The organism is Parabacteroides sp. PF5-6 (assembly GCF_029504695.1).
Lineage (GTDB): Bacteria > Bacteroidota > Bacteroidia > Bacteroidales > Tannerellaceae > QVMG01.
Genome location: NZ_JAQFIN010000004.1, coordinates 122440 through 139599, shown reverse-complemented (window position 1 = coordinate 139599; position 17160 = coordinate 122440). Strand labels below are relative to the sequence as shown.

Sequence of the window (17160 nt, the reverse complement as noted above, 5' to 3'; positions counted from 1 at the left end):
TTTGCAAAAATAGAGTGTTCGGGTGAATAAACAAAGGAAAAGAGTTACATTTGTGTAAATGAATACCCACTTAAAAACCGGACAAGAAGGCGAAGAGGCTGCCCGGGCTTTTTTGCATAAGAAGGGCTATCGGATCCTGCATTCGAACTGGCGCTTTCATCATTATGAATTGGATATCGTGGCGATGGACGATGAGATGCTCGTGGTGGTCGAGGTGAAGACCCGGGCGGATGATTTCCTGATTGCTCCCGATGAGGCGGTCGACCAAAAGAAGATGCGGCGCACGATCACGGCAGCCGATGCCTATGTGCGCTATTTCAACCTGGAGATGCCTGTCCGCTTTGATATTATTGCTTTGGTAAAGAAAGGCGAAGGCTATCAGATCGATCATTATGAGGATGCGTTTTTGCCGGGGGTGAGATAAAGCAATGAAGAATTAAGAATTAAGAATTAAGAATTAAGAATGATGAATTGGAGCGAAGCGGAAATCGCTTAGCGAAGCGTAAAGCAATTATGAGAGAGACAAACAGTAAACCTGAAATTATACACCTGGAAGAGGTGGTGTCGACCAATCTGAGCTTGCGGGAGCGGTTGAATGGCCGTTCGTTGCCGGAGGGCAGTGTGCTCTGGGCGGATAGGCAGACGGCCGGCCGGGGACAGATGGGCAATAGCTGGGAATCGGAAGCCGGGGCGAACCTGACGTTCAGCACCGTACTCTATCCCGATGTCTTGCCGGCAAACCGGCAATTCCTGATCGCGCAGATCACCGCCCTGAGTGTCAAAGAGACGCTCGACACCTACACCGATCAGATCACCATCAAGTGGCCGAACGATATCTATTGGCGCGACCGGAAGATCTGCGGTATGCTGATCGAGAACGACCTGGCGGGTCCTGTGATCTACTGCTCCATCCAGGGCGTGGGTCTCAACCTCAACCAAAAGCGGTTCCACTCGGACGCGCCCAACCCCGTCTCCCTCACGCAGATCACCGGCCAGAGCTACGACCGCGAAGAGATCCTGCACCAATTCCTCACCCGTTTCTACGCCTATTACCTATTTCTGTTGCAGGAAAAAGAAGAAGAGATCCGCAGTCGCTACCACGCCGCCCTCTACCGCCGTGACGGTTTCCACCTCTACGAAGATATCGACGGATCCTTTGAAGCCACCCTCGAAACGATCGAACCCACCGGCCACCTCGTCCTCCGCCTCCGCGACAACAGCCTCCGAAGGTATGCGTTTAAGGAGGTGGGGTTTGTTCAAAAATAACCCTATCTTTGTGCAAAAACATTGAAACATGAAGAAATACAATCGTGTGCTCCTGAAACTGAGCGGAGAGTCCCTGATGGGAGGGAAACAGTATGGTATCGACGAGGTGCGGCTGGGTGAGTATGCCGAACAGATCAAAGAGATCGTGGAAATGGGTGTGCAGGTCGGTATTGTGATCGGCGGCGGGAATATCTTCCGGGGGCTGAGTGGCGCTTCGAAAGGGTTCGATCGCGTGAAAGGCGACCAGATGGGGATGCTCGCTACGGTGATCAACAGCCTGGCACTGAGCTCGGCACTGACGGCTATCGGCGTAAAGACCAACGTATTGACCGCTATCCGCATGGAACCCATCGGTGAGTTCTACAACAAATGGCGCGCCATCGAACTGCTCGAGCAGGGCCATGTGGTGATCCTATCGGGCGGAACGGGCAATCCTTTCTTTACCACCGACACCGGATCGTCGCTGCGCGGCATCGAGATCGAAGCCGATGTGATGCTCAAAGGCACCCGTGTGGACGGGATCTATACCGCTGACCCCGAGAAAGATCCGACGGCCACGAAGTTCGACGAGATCACCTACGACGAGATCTACCACCGCGGCCTGAAGGTGATGGACCTGACGGCCACCACCATGTGCAAGGAAAACAACCTGCCGATCATCGTTTTCGATATGGACACCAATGGCAACCTCCTGAAAGTTATGCGCGGCGAAAAGATCGGTACGCTGGTGAGGAACTAAACATACCCACACATAAAATTTTCTACCCCGGTCTTCACCTTTCACCCGGTCGCCAGATCCCTGTATTGATCAGCATTCCGGGTGAAAGCTAAAGGCATACCTTAAAAGAACAACAGACCTTCCCGAAAAAAGCCGGCGGCCTTTGGAAAAACCCTGCCGGCCTTTTGGAAAACCCTGCCGGCCTTTTGGAAAACCCTGCCGGCCTTTTTCGGGAAGCCTCCATCCTCCTCCAAGCTTTCACGGGTCACCCCGAACTGAAGGTCGCTTAGCGAAGCGTAAAGCAAAAGTTGTGGAGTGATCCGCTTTCACCCGAAACGCTGATCAATAGAGGGATCTCAGTAAAGGGTGAAAGGTGAAGACCCGGGTAAAAACTTTTATGTGGTGTTGCGAAAAAGGCTGCCGGCCTTTTCAGAAAGGCTGCCGGGGTTTGGCAACACTCAATTCAAACGTCACACTTTGCCCATTGCAGGCGCCTAAGATGCCCAGGCCACCGTCGATATTACAGTAGAGGCTGATGGGTTCGGCCAGGCCGGATTCGATTAGCATCTGTTGCAACGAGTCGTCTTCCATCTCGATCAGGGTTTTCAGGTAGCGGTAATACGATTCGGAGATGGTGTACAGGCTGACCCGGCAAAGGCGGGGTAACGCGCTGATTTCAAGCTCCCAATTTTCATAACCGTCGTAATAATAATAATATCCATAAGTCGATTGCCGGAATGGTAAACGGATTGTATATTCTTTTCCATTGATTTGTTCGTCGGTAAATACGCGACCATACTTACCCGACAGCCAGTCATAGCCTAAGATCTTCTCGAAAGCGCTTAACTGACCCATGAAAAGCGGTTCCTCCGTGTAATCGGCATCCAGATTGGTCCAACTATATTCGCCCGTAAATTCCCCTTTTTCTTCATCCCAAACCGGATACCCTAACTCACAAAAGCAAAGGTAATAATCTGCCCGGTCGGCATTATCCCGGAAAGAGATCGACAATAAACGGGAGGCATCAAAAGTATCCTCATAGTGTAACTCGGTTATTTGCTCCGTTGCCTGAAACTGCTGACAGGGAGTGGGTACAACAACTTCGGCGGAGACTGTTGCGAAGCCTTTCTTTTGTGCGATCACCGCTACCCGTTCGCCTACTTTCGACACGTACTCCGCCTGATAAAGTCCCTGGCTGTTATAGCGCTTGTCGCCTTCGACCCAGGCCATCGTTTCCTGATATTGACCGTTGATATAAAGATGCACCTCAGCATCCCGGAAAGTCACATTCGGATTGTCCTCGGTGAAAAACCAGGTACGCGACACACTCGCTGTGACCGGCTGATGGGCCATCACCACCGCGTTGAGCACCAAGCGGGGGTCTTTCCGAAGGTCTTCCACATCGACCTCCCACTGGCATGCGCCCAATAGGACAAGAGAGAATACAAATACTAAACTATATAAATCCATTCGTTTCATGGCTTAAAATTTATAGGTGTAAGAAACAGAAGGTACGATAGGCCACAGGCTGGCCTGTTTGAACACCGGAACGTATTTATAGTCCATTCCGTAACCGGATTGGCTATTCAGGTCTTTGACTAATTTATCTGATTTATAGATCGCAACGGGGTTTCTCCGGCAGTAGGCGTTGTACACACTTACGTTCCAGATCCCCATGCGTCCACTTTTCTTTGGCCGGTAGATGTTGATGCCCAGGTCCAATCGGTGGTAGGTGGGAAACTGATAGTTATTCCGTTCGCCATAATAATCGATATCCAGATATCCGTTATCACGGTCGGGTACCCAAGGGCTTCCCGGCTTCTTGAGCGTGCTCTGATAGTTCTCCAATGAGAGCGTAGCGTATGTTCCCGACGATAGCGACCAGGCTGCCGAAAGCTCCACCCGGTCCGAGAGTTTATGCATCGCCACGATATTCAGTTTATGCCGGCTGTCGTATTTGGCAGGAAAACGATGGCCATTATTGATATCGTCGAACTGGCGGTCGCTCCAGGAGAGGGCATAACCGATCCAGCCCGTAGTGCGGCCTGTACTTTTGCGCGCCATCAATTCCAGGCCATACGAACGTCCTTTGCCCGAGGTCATCTTCTCCTCCCAAGAGACAAATGAGGGCAGATAGGTATAGCCTTCTTTGTATTCCAATACGTTGTAGAGTTTCTTATAATACGCTTCAATCGACAAGTCGTAGGTCTTATTCAATGTGTAGTAGGCTCCGAGCGAAAACTGATCGCTTTCAAGCGGTTTCAATTGGCGGGTGACTGGCATCCAGGCATCTGTCGGCAGGTTGATATACGACTCGCTCACCAGATGAATATATTGCTGCATCCGCGAGTAAGAGGCTTTCAGGCTCAGGTCGTCGCGCAACTTCCAGCGCATCGATAGGCGCGGCTCGATACCTGTATAGGTCTTTCCCTCTACATTAAAAAGGCTGAACCGCAAGCCGGCATTTACCCGCAGCGGCTCCGACAGCGTCCAATCGTCTTCGAGAAAGACCGCCCCTTCGCGCGCCCACAGGAGGTCGTCCGTAAAAACGGTGCCGACCGAAAGGGAGTCATTCTGCGAGAGATTTTTAATCTTCATCTGGCTGTATTCCGGGCGAAAGCGATGCACCAGTAAGTCACCGCCAAAGCGGATATGATGATCCGACCGGGGCAGATAATCGAAAGCCGCGCGGGCGCCCACGTCTAAGATTGCCGTATTGCTATTTGATTCATTGTATGCTTGATAATACTCTTCCGTATCTTTGTGTCCGTACCATTCATCGAACGTACGCTCCATCGAAGAGCGGTATTGCGTGAACACGCCCGAGATCTTCCCGAACAGCTTCGGGCTGAACACATAGGTCCACGCCGCCGAGGCCAAGAGATTGCCCCAGTGCAGGCGGGCTCGTTGTTCCTGATTAAAAGGAGTATCCTCTTTATCTTCATTGAATTCGTCCGAGCCACCCAACAGCCCGTCGCGGCCGTTATAGAAGCTCAGGTAGAAGCGACTCCGCTCACTGAATTTATGGCTGATCACCGCATTCAGGTCATAAAAGTTATAGTTGGCGTGCATCCGGTTGCCGTCCTTCTCTAAAAAACGATTATTGGCAATCGCCAGTGCCGGAGCTGTGATCACATCGAGCCAGGTGCGCCGGAAAGAAAGGGCAAATGAGGTGCGGTCTTTGATGATCGGGCCTTCCAGGCTGAGGTTCCCGGCAATCAGTCCCAGGGTGGCACTGCCGTGAAACTCTTTCATATTACCTTCTTTCGTATGCACATCGACCACCGAGGACAATCGCCCCCCGTAACGGGAAGGGAAGCCCGCCTTATAAAACTCCACATTCCGGATCGCATCCGGGTTAAAAGCAGAGAAAAGGCCGCCGACATGGCTGATCTGATAGACCGGATTGCCGTCGATCAGGAAGAGGTTCTCATCGGAATTGCCGCCACGCACATACATACCGGCGAAGCCATCGGTGCCCGAAGTGACACCCGGCGTGAGTTGCAGGGTCTTGACGATATCCGCCTCGCCAAACATCACCGGCGTCTGCCGGATCGTCTGCCGGTCGAACTCCAATGCACCCATCCGCGTGGTATGCACCTGTTGCCGTTCCCGGTCGTCGGCCATCACCACCACCTCTTTCAGGGACGCACTGTTCTCCAACTCAATGGTAATCAATGTATCCCGTTCCATAAAAGGGAAAGAGAGCTGTTGGGGCTGGAAGCCGATATACGAGATCTGCAGATGGATATCTCCCGGATTCAATGAGAGGCTAAAGAATCCATAGCTATTGGTGGCTACCCCTTTTCGTTTGCCCACCTGATAGACCGAAGCACCGATCAGTGGCTCCGACGAGGCAGCCTCGCGCACAAAACCGCTGATCACCACCTGACGGGGACGCTTTTTCAGGATAATCATACGCCCATTGATCCGATACATCACGGGCAAAGTGCGAAACAACTCCGCCAAGGCTTCTTCGATCGGCAGCGCGCTGGCGGTGAATGTCACCGGCGGCAGCCCTTCCAATAAGGTCGCTTCGTAAGCGAAAGTGAAAGCCGTTTGGCGCTCTATCTCTTCCAGAATTTCCAATAGAGGCACCTTTCGTTTCTCGAGGGTAAGGGTCTTCTCCACGATTCCTTCTTCCTGCTGCGCGTATAGCAACGAGAAAAGGACAGGAAGTAACCACACCCCTATACAAAGTAATATATATCGCATTGATTTATTTGTTTTTATCGGCCGGATGTACTTCCAACTGAATATCCAATGTCTCATTGATCACGGATAATAATTCATCCAGCGTTAGATTATCAAACGAAGAAGTCAGCCGCAGGTTGGTATCCCCTTGGGTAGGATTAATGATTTCTACCTGATAGGCGGCACTGACATCGCGGATCACCTGCTCGAGCGGCGTCGCGCGGAAACGCAACTGACGGGTTTTCCAGGCCAGGTAGTTGCCGTCCGCTTCCTCCTGTTCTTCCATCTGCAGACCTTCTTCCGACGAGTAACGCGCCGACATGCCGGCCGTCAATATAGCCTCTGCCTCTTCCGCTCCGCTGAAACGGACACGGCCGGTTTGCACGTGCAACGAAGTATTTTCCGCCTTTTCCGCCAGTTGGAAGCTGGTGCCCAGAACCGTCGTTAGTGTTTGTGCTGTCTGTACGGAAAAAGGACGCGCCTCATCACGGGCCACCTCAAAGAAGGCTTTGCCGGTCAACTCCACCGCGCGTTTTTCTTTTCCATACGTTTTCCGGTCGTACCGAAGGCTGGTATTTCCCGCCAGGGAGACAGCCGTACTATCCGGCAACCACACTTCTTTGTATTCGCCCGTTCCGGTTGTTACCGCGATCCATTCCGTCGCGTTCCGGTCCAGGTAATATTTCCCCGATAAACCAATCAACAACAACAGCACGGCAGCCGCGGCACCTGCGTAACGGCGGAAAGCCGTCTTTCGGCGAATGCCCTGTCGCTCGGCAAAAGTCTGCCAGGCCGCTTCGGCGTCCAGGCTGTTTTCTTTGTAATGCCGAAGGACAAAGCGTAATTTGTCGTCCTGTGATTGTTGCTCGTTCATCTTTCTTATTTTCCTAATCTGAATTTATAGCCGACGGTCAGGCTTAACGTATGATAATTCAAGCCGACACTATCATATTCATATTCTTTCCCCAAAGAGGCATCGTAGCCCAGATTGAAATAGAGATTTTTCACTTCCAGCCCGACAGCCAGAGAGGCTCCCCAGTCGAAAGCATTTATCCCCCGGAAGAAATTAGAACCGCTTCCCTCCGCATAGCCATAACTGTAGATATAACCATAGCCATAGCCGTATTCTCCATTGAAATCACTATAATACCCGTAACTGGAACTGTGATGCGTATCATACGCCACATAGCCTCCAACACCCATATTCAATCGCACATCCTGACCCAGATTCCAGCCCCATTGCGCCATCAAAGGCAGTTGCAGGAAATGACGTTTATCTTTGAGTGTACCGACATAAAGTTCCTCATTGGCATCATACCCGAGCAAAGGGAACCAGGTACCCCCTCTTTGCGTATAATGAAGGCCGGACTTCAGGCTAAACCGCTGCGTCAACTGATACTCCACACCAACACCCAACTTCCAACCGGCCTCCCACCGATCATTATGGAGCCCCGCATTCATATTCACCGCCGTTATGCCCGCCTCCGGAGCCACCGACCACTGCGCCTGTGCCGCAAACACACTCATCATCCCCACTAAAAACAATACAATCTTTTTCATTCTCTTCTTTTTTTTGAATTCAACATGTAAAATCCTATTGGATCTTTACCCCTAAGACACAGAAATGAGAAAAACCCCTATCGAGTAAAAAATTATTTTCAGAAGACAAAGATACTTCTTTCTTTTTACAGAAACAGAACCCGTCTTATTTAGCCAAAAATATGCAAGTATAAACATTTGGTTATTAATAGATAAAATAGTTATATTTGCAATTCGCGAATCACAAATTAGAAGGTATGCAAAAACATAATGGGATGCGTCCTCAGGACGTGGTGATTTTATTAAAGATATTGACTTACGGGGATAAAACATGGACCCTGTCTGAAATAGCTTCCAGTCTATTACTAAGTGCAAGTGAAGTTACAGTGGCGATGGAGAGAAATAGAATAGCCGGATTAGTAAACCCATCCAAAAACAAAGTGAATAAGTTAGCTTTGCGCGATTTCCTGATCTATGGACTTCGATATGTCTTTCCCCCTCAGGTAACATCTCCTGCCAGAGGGATTGCCACAGCACATTCAGCCCCTCCGATCAATGAACACATAACCGAAGGACGAGAAATCTATGTCTGGTCGTATTATAAAGGAACACGAAGAGGAAACGCTATCATTCCTTTATATGACAAAATACCCAAGTTTATTGAATCAGACCCTCTACTATACGAATACCTGGTCATCGTAGATACTTTGAGAATCGGGAAGAAACGTGAAATAGAAATTGCGATTAAAGAGTTAGACAACAGACTGGGAATTTATGCCGACGACTAATATAGAAATGTTGCAATTGGTTGCCCATGGGTTAGCCAAAATGAAAGACGAAGTGGTGTTTGTTGGTGGTTCCGTTGCAGAATTATATGCACATGATCCGGAACTCTCTGACATCAGAACAACTCTTGATGTCGATTGCATTATTGAGATAAGTTCTTATATGGGATATAGTGTCTTAGAAGAAGAACTTCGTACTCTGGGATTTCATAATGATAGGACGCCCAATGCGCCGATTTGTAGAAAGATATACCGTGGGGTTGTTGTTGATATAATGCCAACCAATCAAGATATATTAGGCTTTACCAACATTTGGTATCAAGAAGGCATAAAACATAAAATCAAAAAAGTATTACCGGATGCAACTACAATTTATGTATTACCTGTAGAATATTATATCGCCACTAAGTTTGCTGCTTTAGAGAATCGCGGGGGAAGGGATATCAGGGGAAGTCATGACCTGGAAGATATTGTTTACATCATGGACAATGTCTTGGAATTACAGAATAGTATAATACAAAATAAAAATAACCATCTACGAACTTACCTTAAAGAGCAATGCGCAAAACTTTTACAAAACAATAATATTAGAGAAATTATCTACAGTTCATTACCTTATCTTTCTGAAGAAGAGAGAGTCGATATGGTCCTTGATATAATAAAGTCAATTGCTTCTCTTTCTCACCCGAAAAAAAACAAATAAATTTTCACGGCGATACTGCGAAGGGCTTTGAGGGCTTTCCCCATCTGGTTTTCGACGGTCTTTACCGAAAGGTGTAACTCGTCGGCGATCTCTTGGTATCGCTTCCCGTCGCGTTTGGCTAAGAGGAAGATCCGGCGGCGACCGGCGGGCAGGCTGTCGATCGCTTCCCATAGGCGGGCATCGCGCTCGGCCGTAGCCACTTGCTCTTCGCCGTTATCTGCTGCGATATCGGGGAGGTCATCGATGGTTCGTAAATGCGGGTTTTGCGTCAATAGAGTGAGGGAACGGTTTTTCACCGTCTGATAGAGGTAAGCCTTTAGATTCAGGATAGTCATGCCTTGCGTCTGCTTCTCCCAGGCATCGGCAAAGGCCTGCTGCACGATATCTTCCGCATCGTCGGTCTGCTCCAGATAACGCAACGCGAAAAGACACAAGGGTTTGTATAAACTCTTGAAATCCTGTTCAAAGCTGGCGGCTGTCATCTGAAGCAAACGTTAGGGCCGGAAGCCGATAATCTGCCGCACTTCGCTCAGGGTCTTGGCGGCACTGGCACGGGCTTTTTCGGCGCCTTGCCTGGCTACCTTTTCCAGGTATTCTTCGTTTGCCAGGATATCCAGGATGCGTTCGCGGATCGGAGCGCAGAAGAGGTTAATATCTTCAGCCAACTGCTTTTTCATATCGCCGTAGCGGATCGAGCAGTTGTTATACAATTCGTTGAAGTGATCGTAGGTGGATTGCTCGGAGACGATCTCCATCATGGCGAACAGGTTGGCGATCGGTTCGGGCTTCTCGCTATTGGGTTCGGTAGGACCTGAGTCGGAGACGGCTTTCATCACTTTTTTCTTAATTGTCTTTTCGTCGTCGATCAGGTAGATCGCGTTGCCTTCGCTCTTGCCCATCTTACCCGAGCCGTCGAGTCCGGGCACCTTCACCGCCTTGGCCGAGAGGTGGAAAGAGGCCGGTTCGGTGAAATAATCCACCCCGTAGATATTGTTGAAACGGCGGGCAAAGTGGCGCGCCATCTCCATATTCTGTTCCTGGTCTTTGCCGACCGGCACCTTCACCGCCTTATGAATAATAATATCCGCCGCCATCAGGGAAGGATATGTCAATAAGCCCGCATTCACATTATTGGGTTGCGTGCGCACCTTATCCTTAAAGGAAGTTACCCGTTCGAGCTCGCCCAGATACGCATTCATATTGAGGTAGAGATACAACTCAGCCACTTCGCGCACATCACTCTGCACATAGAGCGCGGCTTTCTCGGGATCGATGCCACAGGCGAGGTACTCGGCCAGGATCGTCTTCACGCTATTGCGGATATTGTCGGGATGTGGATGTGTCGTCAGCGAATGCCAGTCGGCAATAAAGAAATAACATTGATATTCATTCTGCATCTGCAGAAAACTCTTTACTGCCCCGAAGTAATTCCCCAGGTGCAGGTTACCCGTCGGCCGAATGCCACTCGCTACGATTTCCATATCTCTATTTTGTTATTTAGTAAAGTGGTGCAAAGATAGTCATTTTTGACAAGAAGCAAGAGGAGGGAGTAGATCTGCTTATTGCAGGGAGTATTTGTTTGTTGATAACCGTCAACACATTTGTTGATAATTATCAACAGATCTGTTGACAATTGTCAACAAACTTGTTGATAATTATCAACAAATGAATGCCCCCGGCAATAAGCTGAAATACTGCCTCTTATAGTCTTTCTTAAATCAGGGGTAAAAAGAAGAAAAGGTATGAATAAACAGGATATTTCATTATATTTGCACTGTATAGCACATTTGTCATATCATGCAAGAAATTAGAGAGAACATACTGAATTCTATCCGTAGCGAGCTGCAAAAATCAGCTCCAGAAGCTCAAGCCATACTCTTTGGTTCCAGGGCACGAGGAGACGATAAGTCTGATTCGGATTGGGATATCCTGATTTTGCTTGACAAAACGAAGCTTGAGTCCTCCGATTATGACAACATTGCCTATCCACTTTACGAATTAGGTTGGGAATTGGATCAGAAAATAAGTCCAAAACTGTACACCCGTAATGATTGGGACAAACGTAGTTTCACTCCATTTTACAAGAACGTACAAGAAGAAGGCATCGTATTATGACACTGAGCGGAGACGAAAAAAAGCAATCATACTTACCGCCGGGAGAAGGCATACCTTAGTCTGCGCGAGGCGGAAGATATCGTTCAATTAGGATATTGGAACCTGGTTGCCAATCGTTTGTATTACGCCTGTTATTATATGGCTTCAGCCTTACTGACTGATAAAGGATTGAACGCCCGTTCCCATCCATCTTATCGGTTTGAATTTCATCAAGAAGGGATTACTTAATAGCGATTACGGCCGACTGTTTTCGCGTCTGTTCGAAATGAGGCAATCAGGCGATTACGATGATATGTTTGACTTTACAGAAGAAGAGGTACGGCCCTATTTCGATAAAGTACGTTCCATGCTCCAGGCTATGGAAGAATTGCTGTCCTTTAAGAGCCAATCGTGATTTTACCATTTTCATACCCTACGCCCAAAGCGAAGCGAAGAAAAGGTATGAATAGAAAGGATAATAAATTTCCACCCCTTTATTTGTTTCCTAAGAAAAAGATCTATCTTTGTCCCCGAATTATGGTGTAATCCTTTCCGTCCGGGAAGGGTTAGTAAAAGGGAATCCGGTGTGAATCCGGAGCTGTACCCGTAGCTGTAAGTTCTATAAACCCCGGCAATCTTGTTGCCACTGACAAATTAATTGACAATTGACAGTTGACAATTGACAATTAAAAGGTTCAAGAAACAATTGTCAATTATCCATTGTCAATTGTCAATTGAATTCGTTGGGAAGGCGGCCATTTAAGGGAGAACGAGCCAGAAAACCTGCCATAGTCGGAATTATGCGATGCCTCGGGTGAAGGTGTTGGTAAACCGTAACAGTATGCCTGATTTGTTTATACGTAAAGGGCTATGCCTCGCAGGGGCATGGTTGATTAGCGCCGGTACTTTGTTCGCGCAACAAACCGACACGACCACGATTCGCAACCTATCGGAGGTAGAGGTGGTGGAGAAGGTGCGTCCGTCGGTCACCCGTCAGGGAGCTCCCCTGCAGGTGATGGGGAAGACGGATATCGAGCGGTTGGGCTTGGAAGACCTGTCGGAAGCGGTCAAGCGCTTCTCGGGTGTCAGTGTGCGCGACTATGGAGGCATCGGCGGGCTGAAAACAGTCTCCGTCCGCAGCCTGGGCGCTCAGCATACTGCTGTCAGTTACGACGGGGTGACGGTGACCGATGCGCAGAGCGGACAGGTAGATATCAGCCGGTTTTCCTTAGATAATGTAGAAGCGCTTTCCCTTTCCATCGGACAAAGTGACGAGATCTTCCAGACTGCCCGAATGTTCGCTTCGGCAGGGGCATTGAATATACAGACCGAAACGCCCAAATTGGATAATAAAAACTTCCGCTTGCTGGCACAGATCAAAACCGGTTCCTTCGGACAGTTCAACCCGATCGTACACTACGACCAACGGATTTCCAAGACCTATACCCTCTCCCTATATGGCGATTGGCTGCGGGCAGACGGTCAGTATCCATACACCTTTACGAATGGGAATATCGTGACCGAAGAGAAAAGGAAGAATAGCGATATCCAATCGTTACGTACGGAACTTAACCTCTTCGCCGACTGGAAACAACGGGGAAAGATGCGCTTGAAAGGTTATTGGTTCGACTCCAAACGTGGCCTACCCGGCTCCGTGATCCTGTATAATGATTACCATAAAGAGCGGTTAGCCAACCGGAATGGCTTCGTGCAGGCGTCATACGATACGGCACTCCTTCCCACTCTTTCACTGAAAGCACAGGGTAAGTTCGATTATTCCCGGACACGCTACCAGGATTTCCACAGCAAATACGAAAACGGCGAGCAGCGGGATATCTATACCCAACGGGAGTACTACGCCTCCGCCGCATTGAAATATAATCCTTTCACACATTTCACCATTACCCTGGCGGAGGATTTCGCCTATAACACCCTGGACGCGACCACGCCCAAATGTGTTTTTCCCCGGCGCTATACCTCCCTGACGGCATTTGCCGCGCAGTATCAGACTTCCCGCCTGACGGCTACCGGAAGTCTATTGGCCACCTATATCACGGAAGACTTAAAGGCGGAGGAAGCCGCGGCGGATGATCGCAAGCGCCTCTCCCCCGCCCTAAGTCTGTCGTACCGGTTATTCCCCGCACATAACCTGCGTGTTCGGGCTTCCTATAAAGATATCTTCCGTGTACCGACTTTCAATGATCTCTACTACGACCGGATCGGCAATAAAGATCTCGAATCGGAGAAGACGCGGCAATATAACGTCGGACTGACCTGGAGCCATTCCCTGCCCGCATTCGCGTTGGATTATTTCAGCCTGACCGCCGACGGCTACTATAACACGGTGAAAGATAAGATCGTAGCCATTCCGACCATGTTTGTCTGGAAGATGATGAATATGGGCGAAGTGGAGATACAAGGCGTAGATGTCAATGCCTCTGCCCGCTTCCGCTTGCCGGCGGCGATGTATTTGCAGGTAGACGGCTCGTACAGTTGGCAGAAAGCGATCGATGTGACCGACGAAACGTCGAAGACCTATAAGAATCAACTCCCGTACACCCCGAAGCACTCGGGCAATGTGTCCGTCTCCTGGGAGAATCCCTGGGTGAATGTCAGTTGGCTGTTGACTTCCATCAGCCAGCGCTATGCGTTGCCCCAGAACCTGGAGTCGAACCGGATCGAAGGGTACACCGAGCAGCAGTTGTCGTTCAACCGTACGTTCACTTTCCCGCATTCCAGCCTGCGCCTGCAGGCGGATATCGTCAATCTGGGAGATGTGACCTACGATGTGATCCGGTATTACCCGATGCCGGGGCGTTCGTTCAGAGCAAGTATAAAGTATATCTATTAATAAGTGAAACTAATTAATTCGAAAAAATGAAAAAGTTTATTCTTGGCTTGGTAGCCTGTACGTTGATGAGTGTTTCGTTTTCCTCTTGTGAGGATGACGACGAAAAGATTGTGATCCCTTCGGAAGTAGTGACGAATCTTTCTTTTACGGATACGGATATGGATCCGTATAAGATCGGCGGGACACTATCCTGGGAACTGCCGGCCTCGGAAGAGAATGTGACCGGTTATGTTGTTTACCTCAGTGAAACAACCACGGAGAAAGCGACCCAATTAGGCGAGGTGGCTGCCGGCGTGAAATCGTTTATCGTTCCCGCGGGAACCGACCTGAACAGCTACCTGTTGGTCGTTGCTAAAAACGTTGTTGGCGAGTCGGAGCAGGTTGCATCGATCGCGGTGAAAGACAATAGCGGCGATCCGATCGTTACCGAGCTGAAGTTTACCGATACGGATAACGCCTTCCTGAAGATCGGCGGTACCTTGTCGTGGACCCTTCCCAACCCGGAAGGTTACGCCACCGGTTATGTGATCTACGGAAGCGATGACAATACCAAGAAAGGCACAAAGATCGGCGAAGTAGAAGCCGGTATTTCCTCTTTCGACATCCCGGAGGGAACGGCTTATTACGCTTTCCTGCAGGTGATCTCCCGTACCGCCGCCGGCGAGTCGGAGAATATCTCTTCCGTTGCGGTGAAGGATAACTTTATCGGCACGTTATTGATCCTTAACGGTGGGAACTTCAACGAGAACAATGCCTCCATCGCTTCGTACGATCTGGAAACCGGTGTATTAACTCCGAACTTCTACCTGACAGCCAACGGCAGCGGTCTGGGCGACTCGGCCGAGCAGATCCTGGTTTACGGCACAAAGATCTACGTGACAGTTACCACCTCCAACCGCTTGGTGGTGCTCGAGAGAGACGGCAAACTGATCAAGAGTATCGAGCCGAAAGATGGCGACGCCCCCTTGAACCCGCGCGGTATGGTGGCCGATAACGGCAAAGTATATGTGAGCTATTATTACGGACACGCGGTAGCTGTGCTGGATACTGCCTCGCTGGCCGTGGAAGAAGTGATCCCCGTCGGACGTTACCCCGAACAGTTGGCAGTAAGTAAAGGCAAGATCTATGTAGCCAACTCCGGCGGTCTGGATTATCCGAACTATGGAACGACTGTTTCAGTGATCGATCAGACCAGCCTGGAGGTAGAAAAAGAGATAGAAGTTCTATTGAACCCGACTGCCCTTCAGAGCGATAGCCGGGGCGATATCTACCTGATCTCTATGGGTAACTACGGCGATGTGAAGAATACATTGCAACGGATCGACGCCACCACCGGTGAAGTGACCGTTATGGGCAATGCCTCACGCATGACCTTAGTCAACGACAAGCTCTATACCGCTTTCGCACAATGGGGTGATCCGAACATTACCTTCAAGGTATATGATGCCTTGACCGAGGCTGTCGCCAATGAGAACTTCATTACCGACGGCACCTCCATCACCAATCCGTATGCTTTGGCTGTCGATCCGACGACAGGAGACATCTACGTCGCCGAATCCGCCTGGGGAAGCACCGGCTCATTGTATATCTTCTCCGCAGACGGGAAGTTGCAAGGCAGCCCGATCGACACCCAGGGGTACGAAACCAAATGTATGACTTTCTTATTGAACTAAAATGAAACAAACTGTCCTTCTCCTGTTCGTTATCGGCTGGTTTGCCTCTTGCGCACCCGGTCATAAGCAATCCGCTACAGAAGCGATCGCCTCCGACACCATCCATTATGCGCAAGGCATAGAGATCTTGCATTTCGATGGATATAAGACGGTGGAAGTCAAAGATCCGTGGGAAGAAGGGCAGTTGTTGCAACGGTATATACTGGTAGGACGCGACAAACCACTGCCCGGCAATCTGCCCGCCGGGACAGTGGTGCGCGTTCCGTTGCAGAAGGTCGCCGTTTACACCTCCGTGCACGCGGCAATCATCGATCTATTGGGAGAATCCCATCGCATTGTTGGTGTCTGCGAACCCCGTTATATGGATACGCCCGCCATTCAGGAAGGGTTGCGTGCCGGACGAATCACCGACCTGGGCGAAGCCAATGCGCCCAATGTAGAAAAGATGATTGAGATCGGTACGGAATACGTGATCGCCTCCCCTTTCCAGAACAGCAGTTACGGACCGGTCGAGAAGATCGGCATTCCCATTATCGAAGGAGCCGATTATATGGAGGCATTGCCATTGGGCCGGAGCGAATGGATCCGTTTCTATGGTTTGTTGTTCGATAAAGAAGAGTTGGCCGACTCCCTGTTTCGCGCCACCGAAGAGCGCTACCTCGCGTTGAAAGAGTTGGTGGCCCCTATCGACCATCGCCCGACCGTAGTGTCGGAGAAGAAATTCGGTTCCTCCTGGTACGTACCGGCAGGCGATAGCTACGTCGCCCATTTCTTTGCCGATGCCGGAGCCGACTATCTATTTAAGGAACTACCCGGCGCCGGCAGTACACCGATGGCTTTCGAAACGGTACTCGACCGCGCCATCCACGCCGACCTCTGGCTGATCAAATACAACCAGGCGGAAGACATGACCTACGACGAGCTGCGCACGGAATATACTCCGTATGAACATTTTGATGCCTTCAAAAACCAAAAAATCTTCGGTTGCAATACCGGCCGTGTCCCGTATTACGAAGAGTTTCCTATCCATCCCGACTACCTGTTGAAAGACCTGGTAGCCGTCTTCCACCCCGAACTCTTGCCCGGATACACGCCCCGTTATTATGTCCCGCTCAAGGCAAATTGACTCTGTATCTGCCTTTTTCTTTTGTTTTAACAGAAAAAGACCTCGCCCACTGAAAATATTAATTACCTTTGGCTCCGAAGACAATTGAGTTTTATTTTGATCTGTACTCTCCTTAGCAGTATCTTCGGCTTTGTTTGCCGGATTGATCCGAGTTGATATCGACTATTAGACCTCCTTGTTTTTAGAGAAACTGACACATTATGGATGATGA

At 49.7% G+C, this 17160-nt stretch carries 16 protein-coding genes and 1 riboswitch; of the genes, 10 read left to right on the top strand and 6 right to left on the bottom strand.

The window, feature by feature from the left end; genetic code table 11:
- The first annotated feature begins 58 nt into the window (after window positions 1-58).
- From M2133_RS06495 to pyrH, 3 genes are all read left to right on the top strand, one after another.
- Window positions 59-424, top strand: coding sequence for a YraN family protein (locus M2133_RS06495; RefSeq protein ID WP_277465217.1), 366 nt, complete (start codon window positions 59-61; stop codon window positions 422-424).
- An 89-nt stretch (window positions 425-513) separates the two neighbouring features.
- A complete protein-coding gene (locus M2133_RS06490) occupies window positions 514-1266 on the top strand; it encodes a biotin--[acetyl-CoA-carboxylase] ligase (protein ID WP_277465216.1) in 753 nt (250 codons plus the stop codon).
- A gap of 28 nt (window positions 1267-1294) precedes the next feature.
- On the top strand, window positions 1295-2005 hold the full coding sequence (pyrH, locus tag M2133_RS06485) for a UMP kinase (RefSeq protein WP_277465215.1): 711 nt from the start codon (window positions 1295-1297) through the stop codon (window positions 2003-2005).
- A gap of 408 nt (window positions 2006-2413) precedes the next feature.
- On the opposite strand, the gene M2133_RS06480 is transcribed toward pyrH, so the two are convergent.
- From M2133_RS06480 to M2133_RS06465, 4 genes are read right to left on the bottom strand one after another with little or no spacing between them, the layout of a single operon-like run.
- The gene (locus tag M2133_RS06480; RefSeq protein WP_277465214.1) at window positions 2414-3463 is read right to left on the bottom strand and encodes a DUF4249 domain-containing protein; all 1050 of its coding nucleotides are present in this window, start codon (window positions 3461-3463) and stop codon (window positions 2414-2416) included.
- Between the two features lie 3 nt (window positions 3464-3466).
- Window positions 3467-6199, bottom strand: a complete 2733-nt coding sequence (locus tag M2133_RS06475; RefSeq protein WP_277465213.1) for a TonB-dependent receptor — start codon at window positions 6197-6199, stop codon at window positions 3467-3469.
- Window positions 6200-6203: 4 nt separating this feature from the next.
- Window positions 6204-7052 (bottom strand): FecR domain-containing protein, encoded by an 849-nt coding sequence (locus M2133_RS06470; protein WP_277465212.1) that lies wholly within the window; start codon window positions 7050-7052, stop codon window positions 6204-6206.
- Between the two features lie 5 nt (window positions 7053-7057).
- Window positions 7058-7738, bottom strand: a complete 681-nt coding sequence (locus M2133_RS06465; protein WP_277465211.1) for a porin family protein — start codon at window positions 7736-7738, stop codon at window positions 7058-7060.
- Between the two features lie 236 nt (window positions 7739-7974).
- Between M2133_RS06465 and M2133_RS06460 the strand changes: the two genes are divergently transcribed.
- Window positions 7975-8505: a hypothetical protein gene (locus M2133_RS06460; protein WP_277465210.1), complete on the top strand. Its 531-nt coding sequence runs from the start codon at window positions 7975-7977 to the stop codon at window positions 8503-8505.
- On the top strand, window positions 8492-9205 hold the full coding sequence (locus tag M2133_RS06455) for a hypothetical protein (protein ID WP_277465209.1): 714 nt from the start codon (window positions 8492-8494) through the stop codon (window positions 9203-9205). The genes M2133_RS06460 and M2133_RS06455 overlap by 14 nt, the downstream gene beginning before the upstream one ends.
- On the opposite strand, the gene M2133_RS06450 is transcribed toward M2133_RS06455, so the two are convergent.
- On the bottom strand, window positions 9184-9687 hold the full coding sequence (locus tag M2133_RS06450; protein WP_277465208.1) for an RNA polymerase sigma-70 factor: 504 nt from the start codon (window positions 9685-9687) through the stop codon (window positions 9184-9186). The two genes, M2133_RS06455 and M2133_RS06450, sit on opposite strands and share 22 nt — an antisense overlap.
- A gap of 12 nt (window positions 9688-9699) precedes the next feature.
- Window positions 9700-10686 carry a tryptophan--tRNA ligase gene (gene trpS / locus M2133_RS06445; protein ID WP_277465207.1) on the bottom strand — a complete coding sequence of 329 codons (987 nt, stop codon included), beginning with the start codon at window positions 10684-10686 and terminating at the stop codon, window positions 9700-9702.
- A 316-nt stretch (window positions 10687-11002) separates the two neighbouring features.
- On the opposite strand from trpS, the gene M2133_RS06440 reads away from it, so the two are divergent.
- From M2133_RS06440 to M2133_RS06420, 5 genes are all read left to right on the top strand, one after another.
- Window positions 11003-11320 carry a nucleotidyltransferase domain-containing protein gene (locus M2133_RS06440; protein ID WP_277465206.1) on the top strand — a complete coding sequence of 106 codons (318 nt, stop codon included), beginning with the start codon at window positions 11003-11005 and terminating at the stop codon, window positions 11318-11320.
- Window positions 11321-11519: 199 nt separating this feature from the next.
- Window positions 11520-11714: a hypothetical protein gene (locus M2133_RS15585; RefSeq protein WP_346843235.1), complete on the top strand. Its 195-nt coding sequence runs from the start codon at window positions 11520-11522 to the stop codon at window positions 11712-11714.
- Between the two features lie 106 nt (window positions 11715-11820).
- A riboswitch (cobalamin riboswitch) is annotated at window positions 11821-12105 on the top strand.
- 35 nt (window positions 12106-12140) lie between these two features.
- Window positions 12141-14150 carry a TonB-dependent receptor gene (locus tag M2133_RS06430; RefSeq protein WP_277465205.1) on the top strand — a complete coding sequence of 670 codons (2010 nt, stop codon included), beginning with the start codon at window positions 12141-12143 and terminating at the stop codon, window positions 14148-14150.
- 26 nt (window positions 14151-14176) lie between these two features.
- On the top strand, window positions 14177-15823 hold the full coding sequence (locus M2133_RS06425) for a DUF5074 domain-containing protein (protein WP_277465204.1): 1647 nt from the start codon (window positions 14177-14179) through the stop codon (window positions 15821-15823).
- A gap of 1 nt (window position 15824) precedes the next feature.
- A complete protein-coding gene (locus M2133_RS06420) occupies window positions 15825-16949 on the top strand; it encodes an ABC transporter substrate-binding protein (RefSeq protein ID WP_277465203.1) in 1125 nt (374 codons plus the stop codon).
- Window positions 16950-17160: the final 211 nt, after the last annotated feature.

Bases quoted from the DNA above. Each gene is read 5' to 3' on its own strand.
- M2133_RS06495 (WP_277465217.1), top strand. From the start codon at position 59: ATGAATACCCACTTAAAAACCGGACAAGAAGGCGAAGAGGCTGCCCGG.
- M2133_RS06490 (WP_277465216.1), top strand. From the start codon at position 514: ATGAGAGAGACAAACAGTAAACCTGAAATTATACACCTGGAAGAGGTG.
- pyrH (WP_277465215.1), top strand. From the start codon at position 1,295: ATGAAGAAATACAATCGTGTGCTCCTGAAACTGAGCGGAGAGTCCCTG.
- M2133_RS06480 (WP_277465214.1), bottom strand. From the start codon at position 3,463: ATGAAACGAATGGATTTATATAGTTTAGTATTTGTATTCTCTCTTGTC.
- M2133_RS06475 (WP_277465213.1), bottom strand. From the start codon at position 6,199: ATGCGATATATATTACTTTGTATAGGGGTGTGGTTACTTCCTGTCCTT.
- M2133_RS06470 (WP_277465212.1), bottom strand. From the start codon at position 7,052: ATGAACGAGCAACAATCACAGGACGACAAATTACGCTTTGTCCTTCGG.
- M2133_RS06465 (WP_277465211.1), bottom strand. From the start codon at position 7,738: ATGAAAAAGATTGTATTGTTTTTAGTGGGGATGATGAGTGTGTTTGCG.
- M2133_RS06460 (WP_277465210.1), top strand. From the start codon at position 7,975: ATGCAAAAACATAATGGGATGCGTCCTCAGGACGTGGTGATTTTATTA.
- M2133_RS06455 (WP_277465209.1), top strand. From the start codon at position 8,492: ATGCCGACGACTAATATAGAAATGTTGCAATTGGTTGCCCATGGGTTA.
- M2133_RS06450 (WP_277465208.1), bottom strand. From the start codon at position 9,687: ATGACAGCCGCCAGCTTTGAACAGGATTTCAAGAGTTTATACAAACCC.
- trpS (WP_277465207.1), bottom strand. From the start codon at position 10,686: ATGGAAATCGTAGCGAGTGGCATTCGGCCGACGGGTAACCTGCACCTG.
- M2133_RS06440 (WP_277465206.1), top strand. From the start codon at position 11,003: ATGCAAGAAATTAGAGAGAACATACTGAATTCTATCCGTAGCGAGCTG.
- M2133_RS06430 (WP_277465205.1), top strand. From the start codon at position 12,141: ATGCCTGATTTGTTTATACGTAAAGGGCTATGCCTCGCAGGGGCATGG.
- M2133_RS06425 (WP_277465204.1), top strand. From the start codon at position 14,177: ATGAAAAAGTTTATTCTTGGCTTGGTAGCCTGTACGTTGATGAGTGTT.
- M2133_RS06420 (WP_277465203.1), top strand. From the start codon at position 15,825: ATGAAACAAACTGTCCTTCTCCTGTTCGTTATCGGCTGGTTTGCCTCT.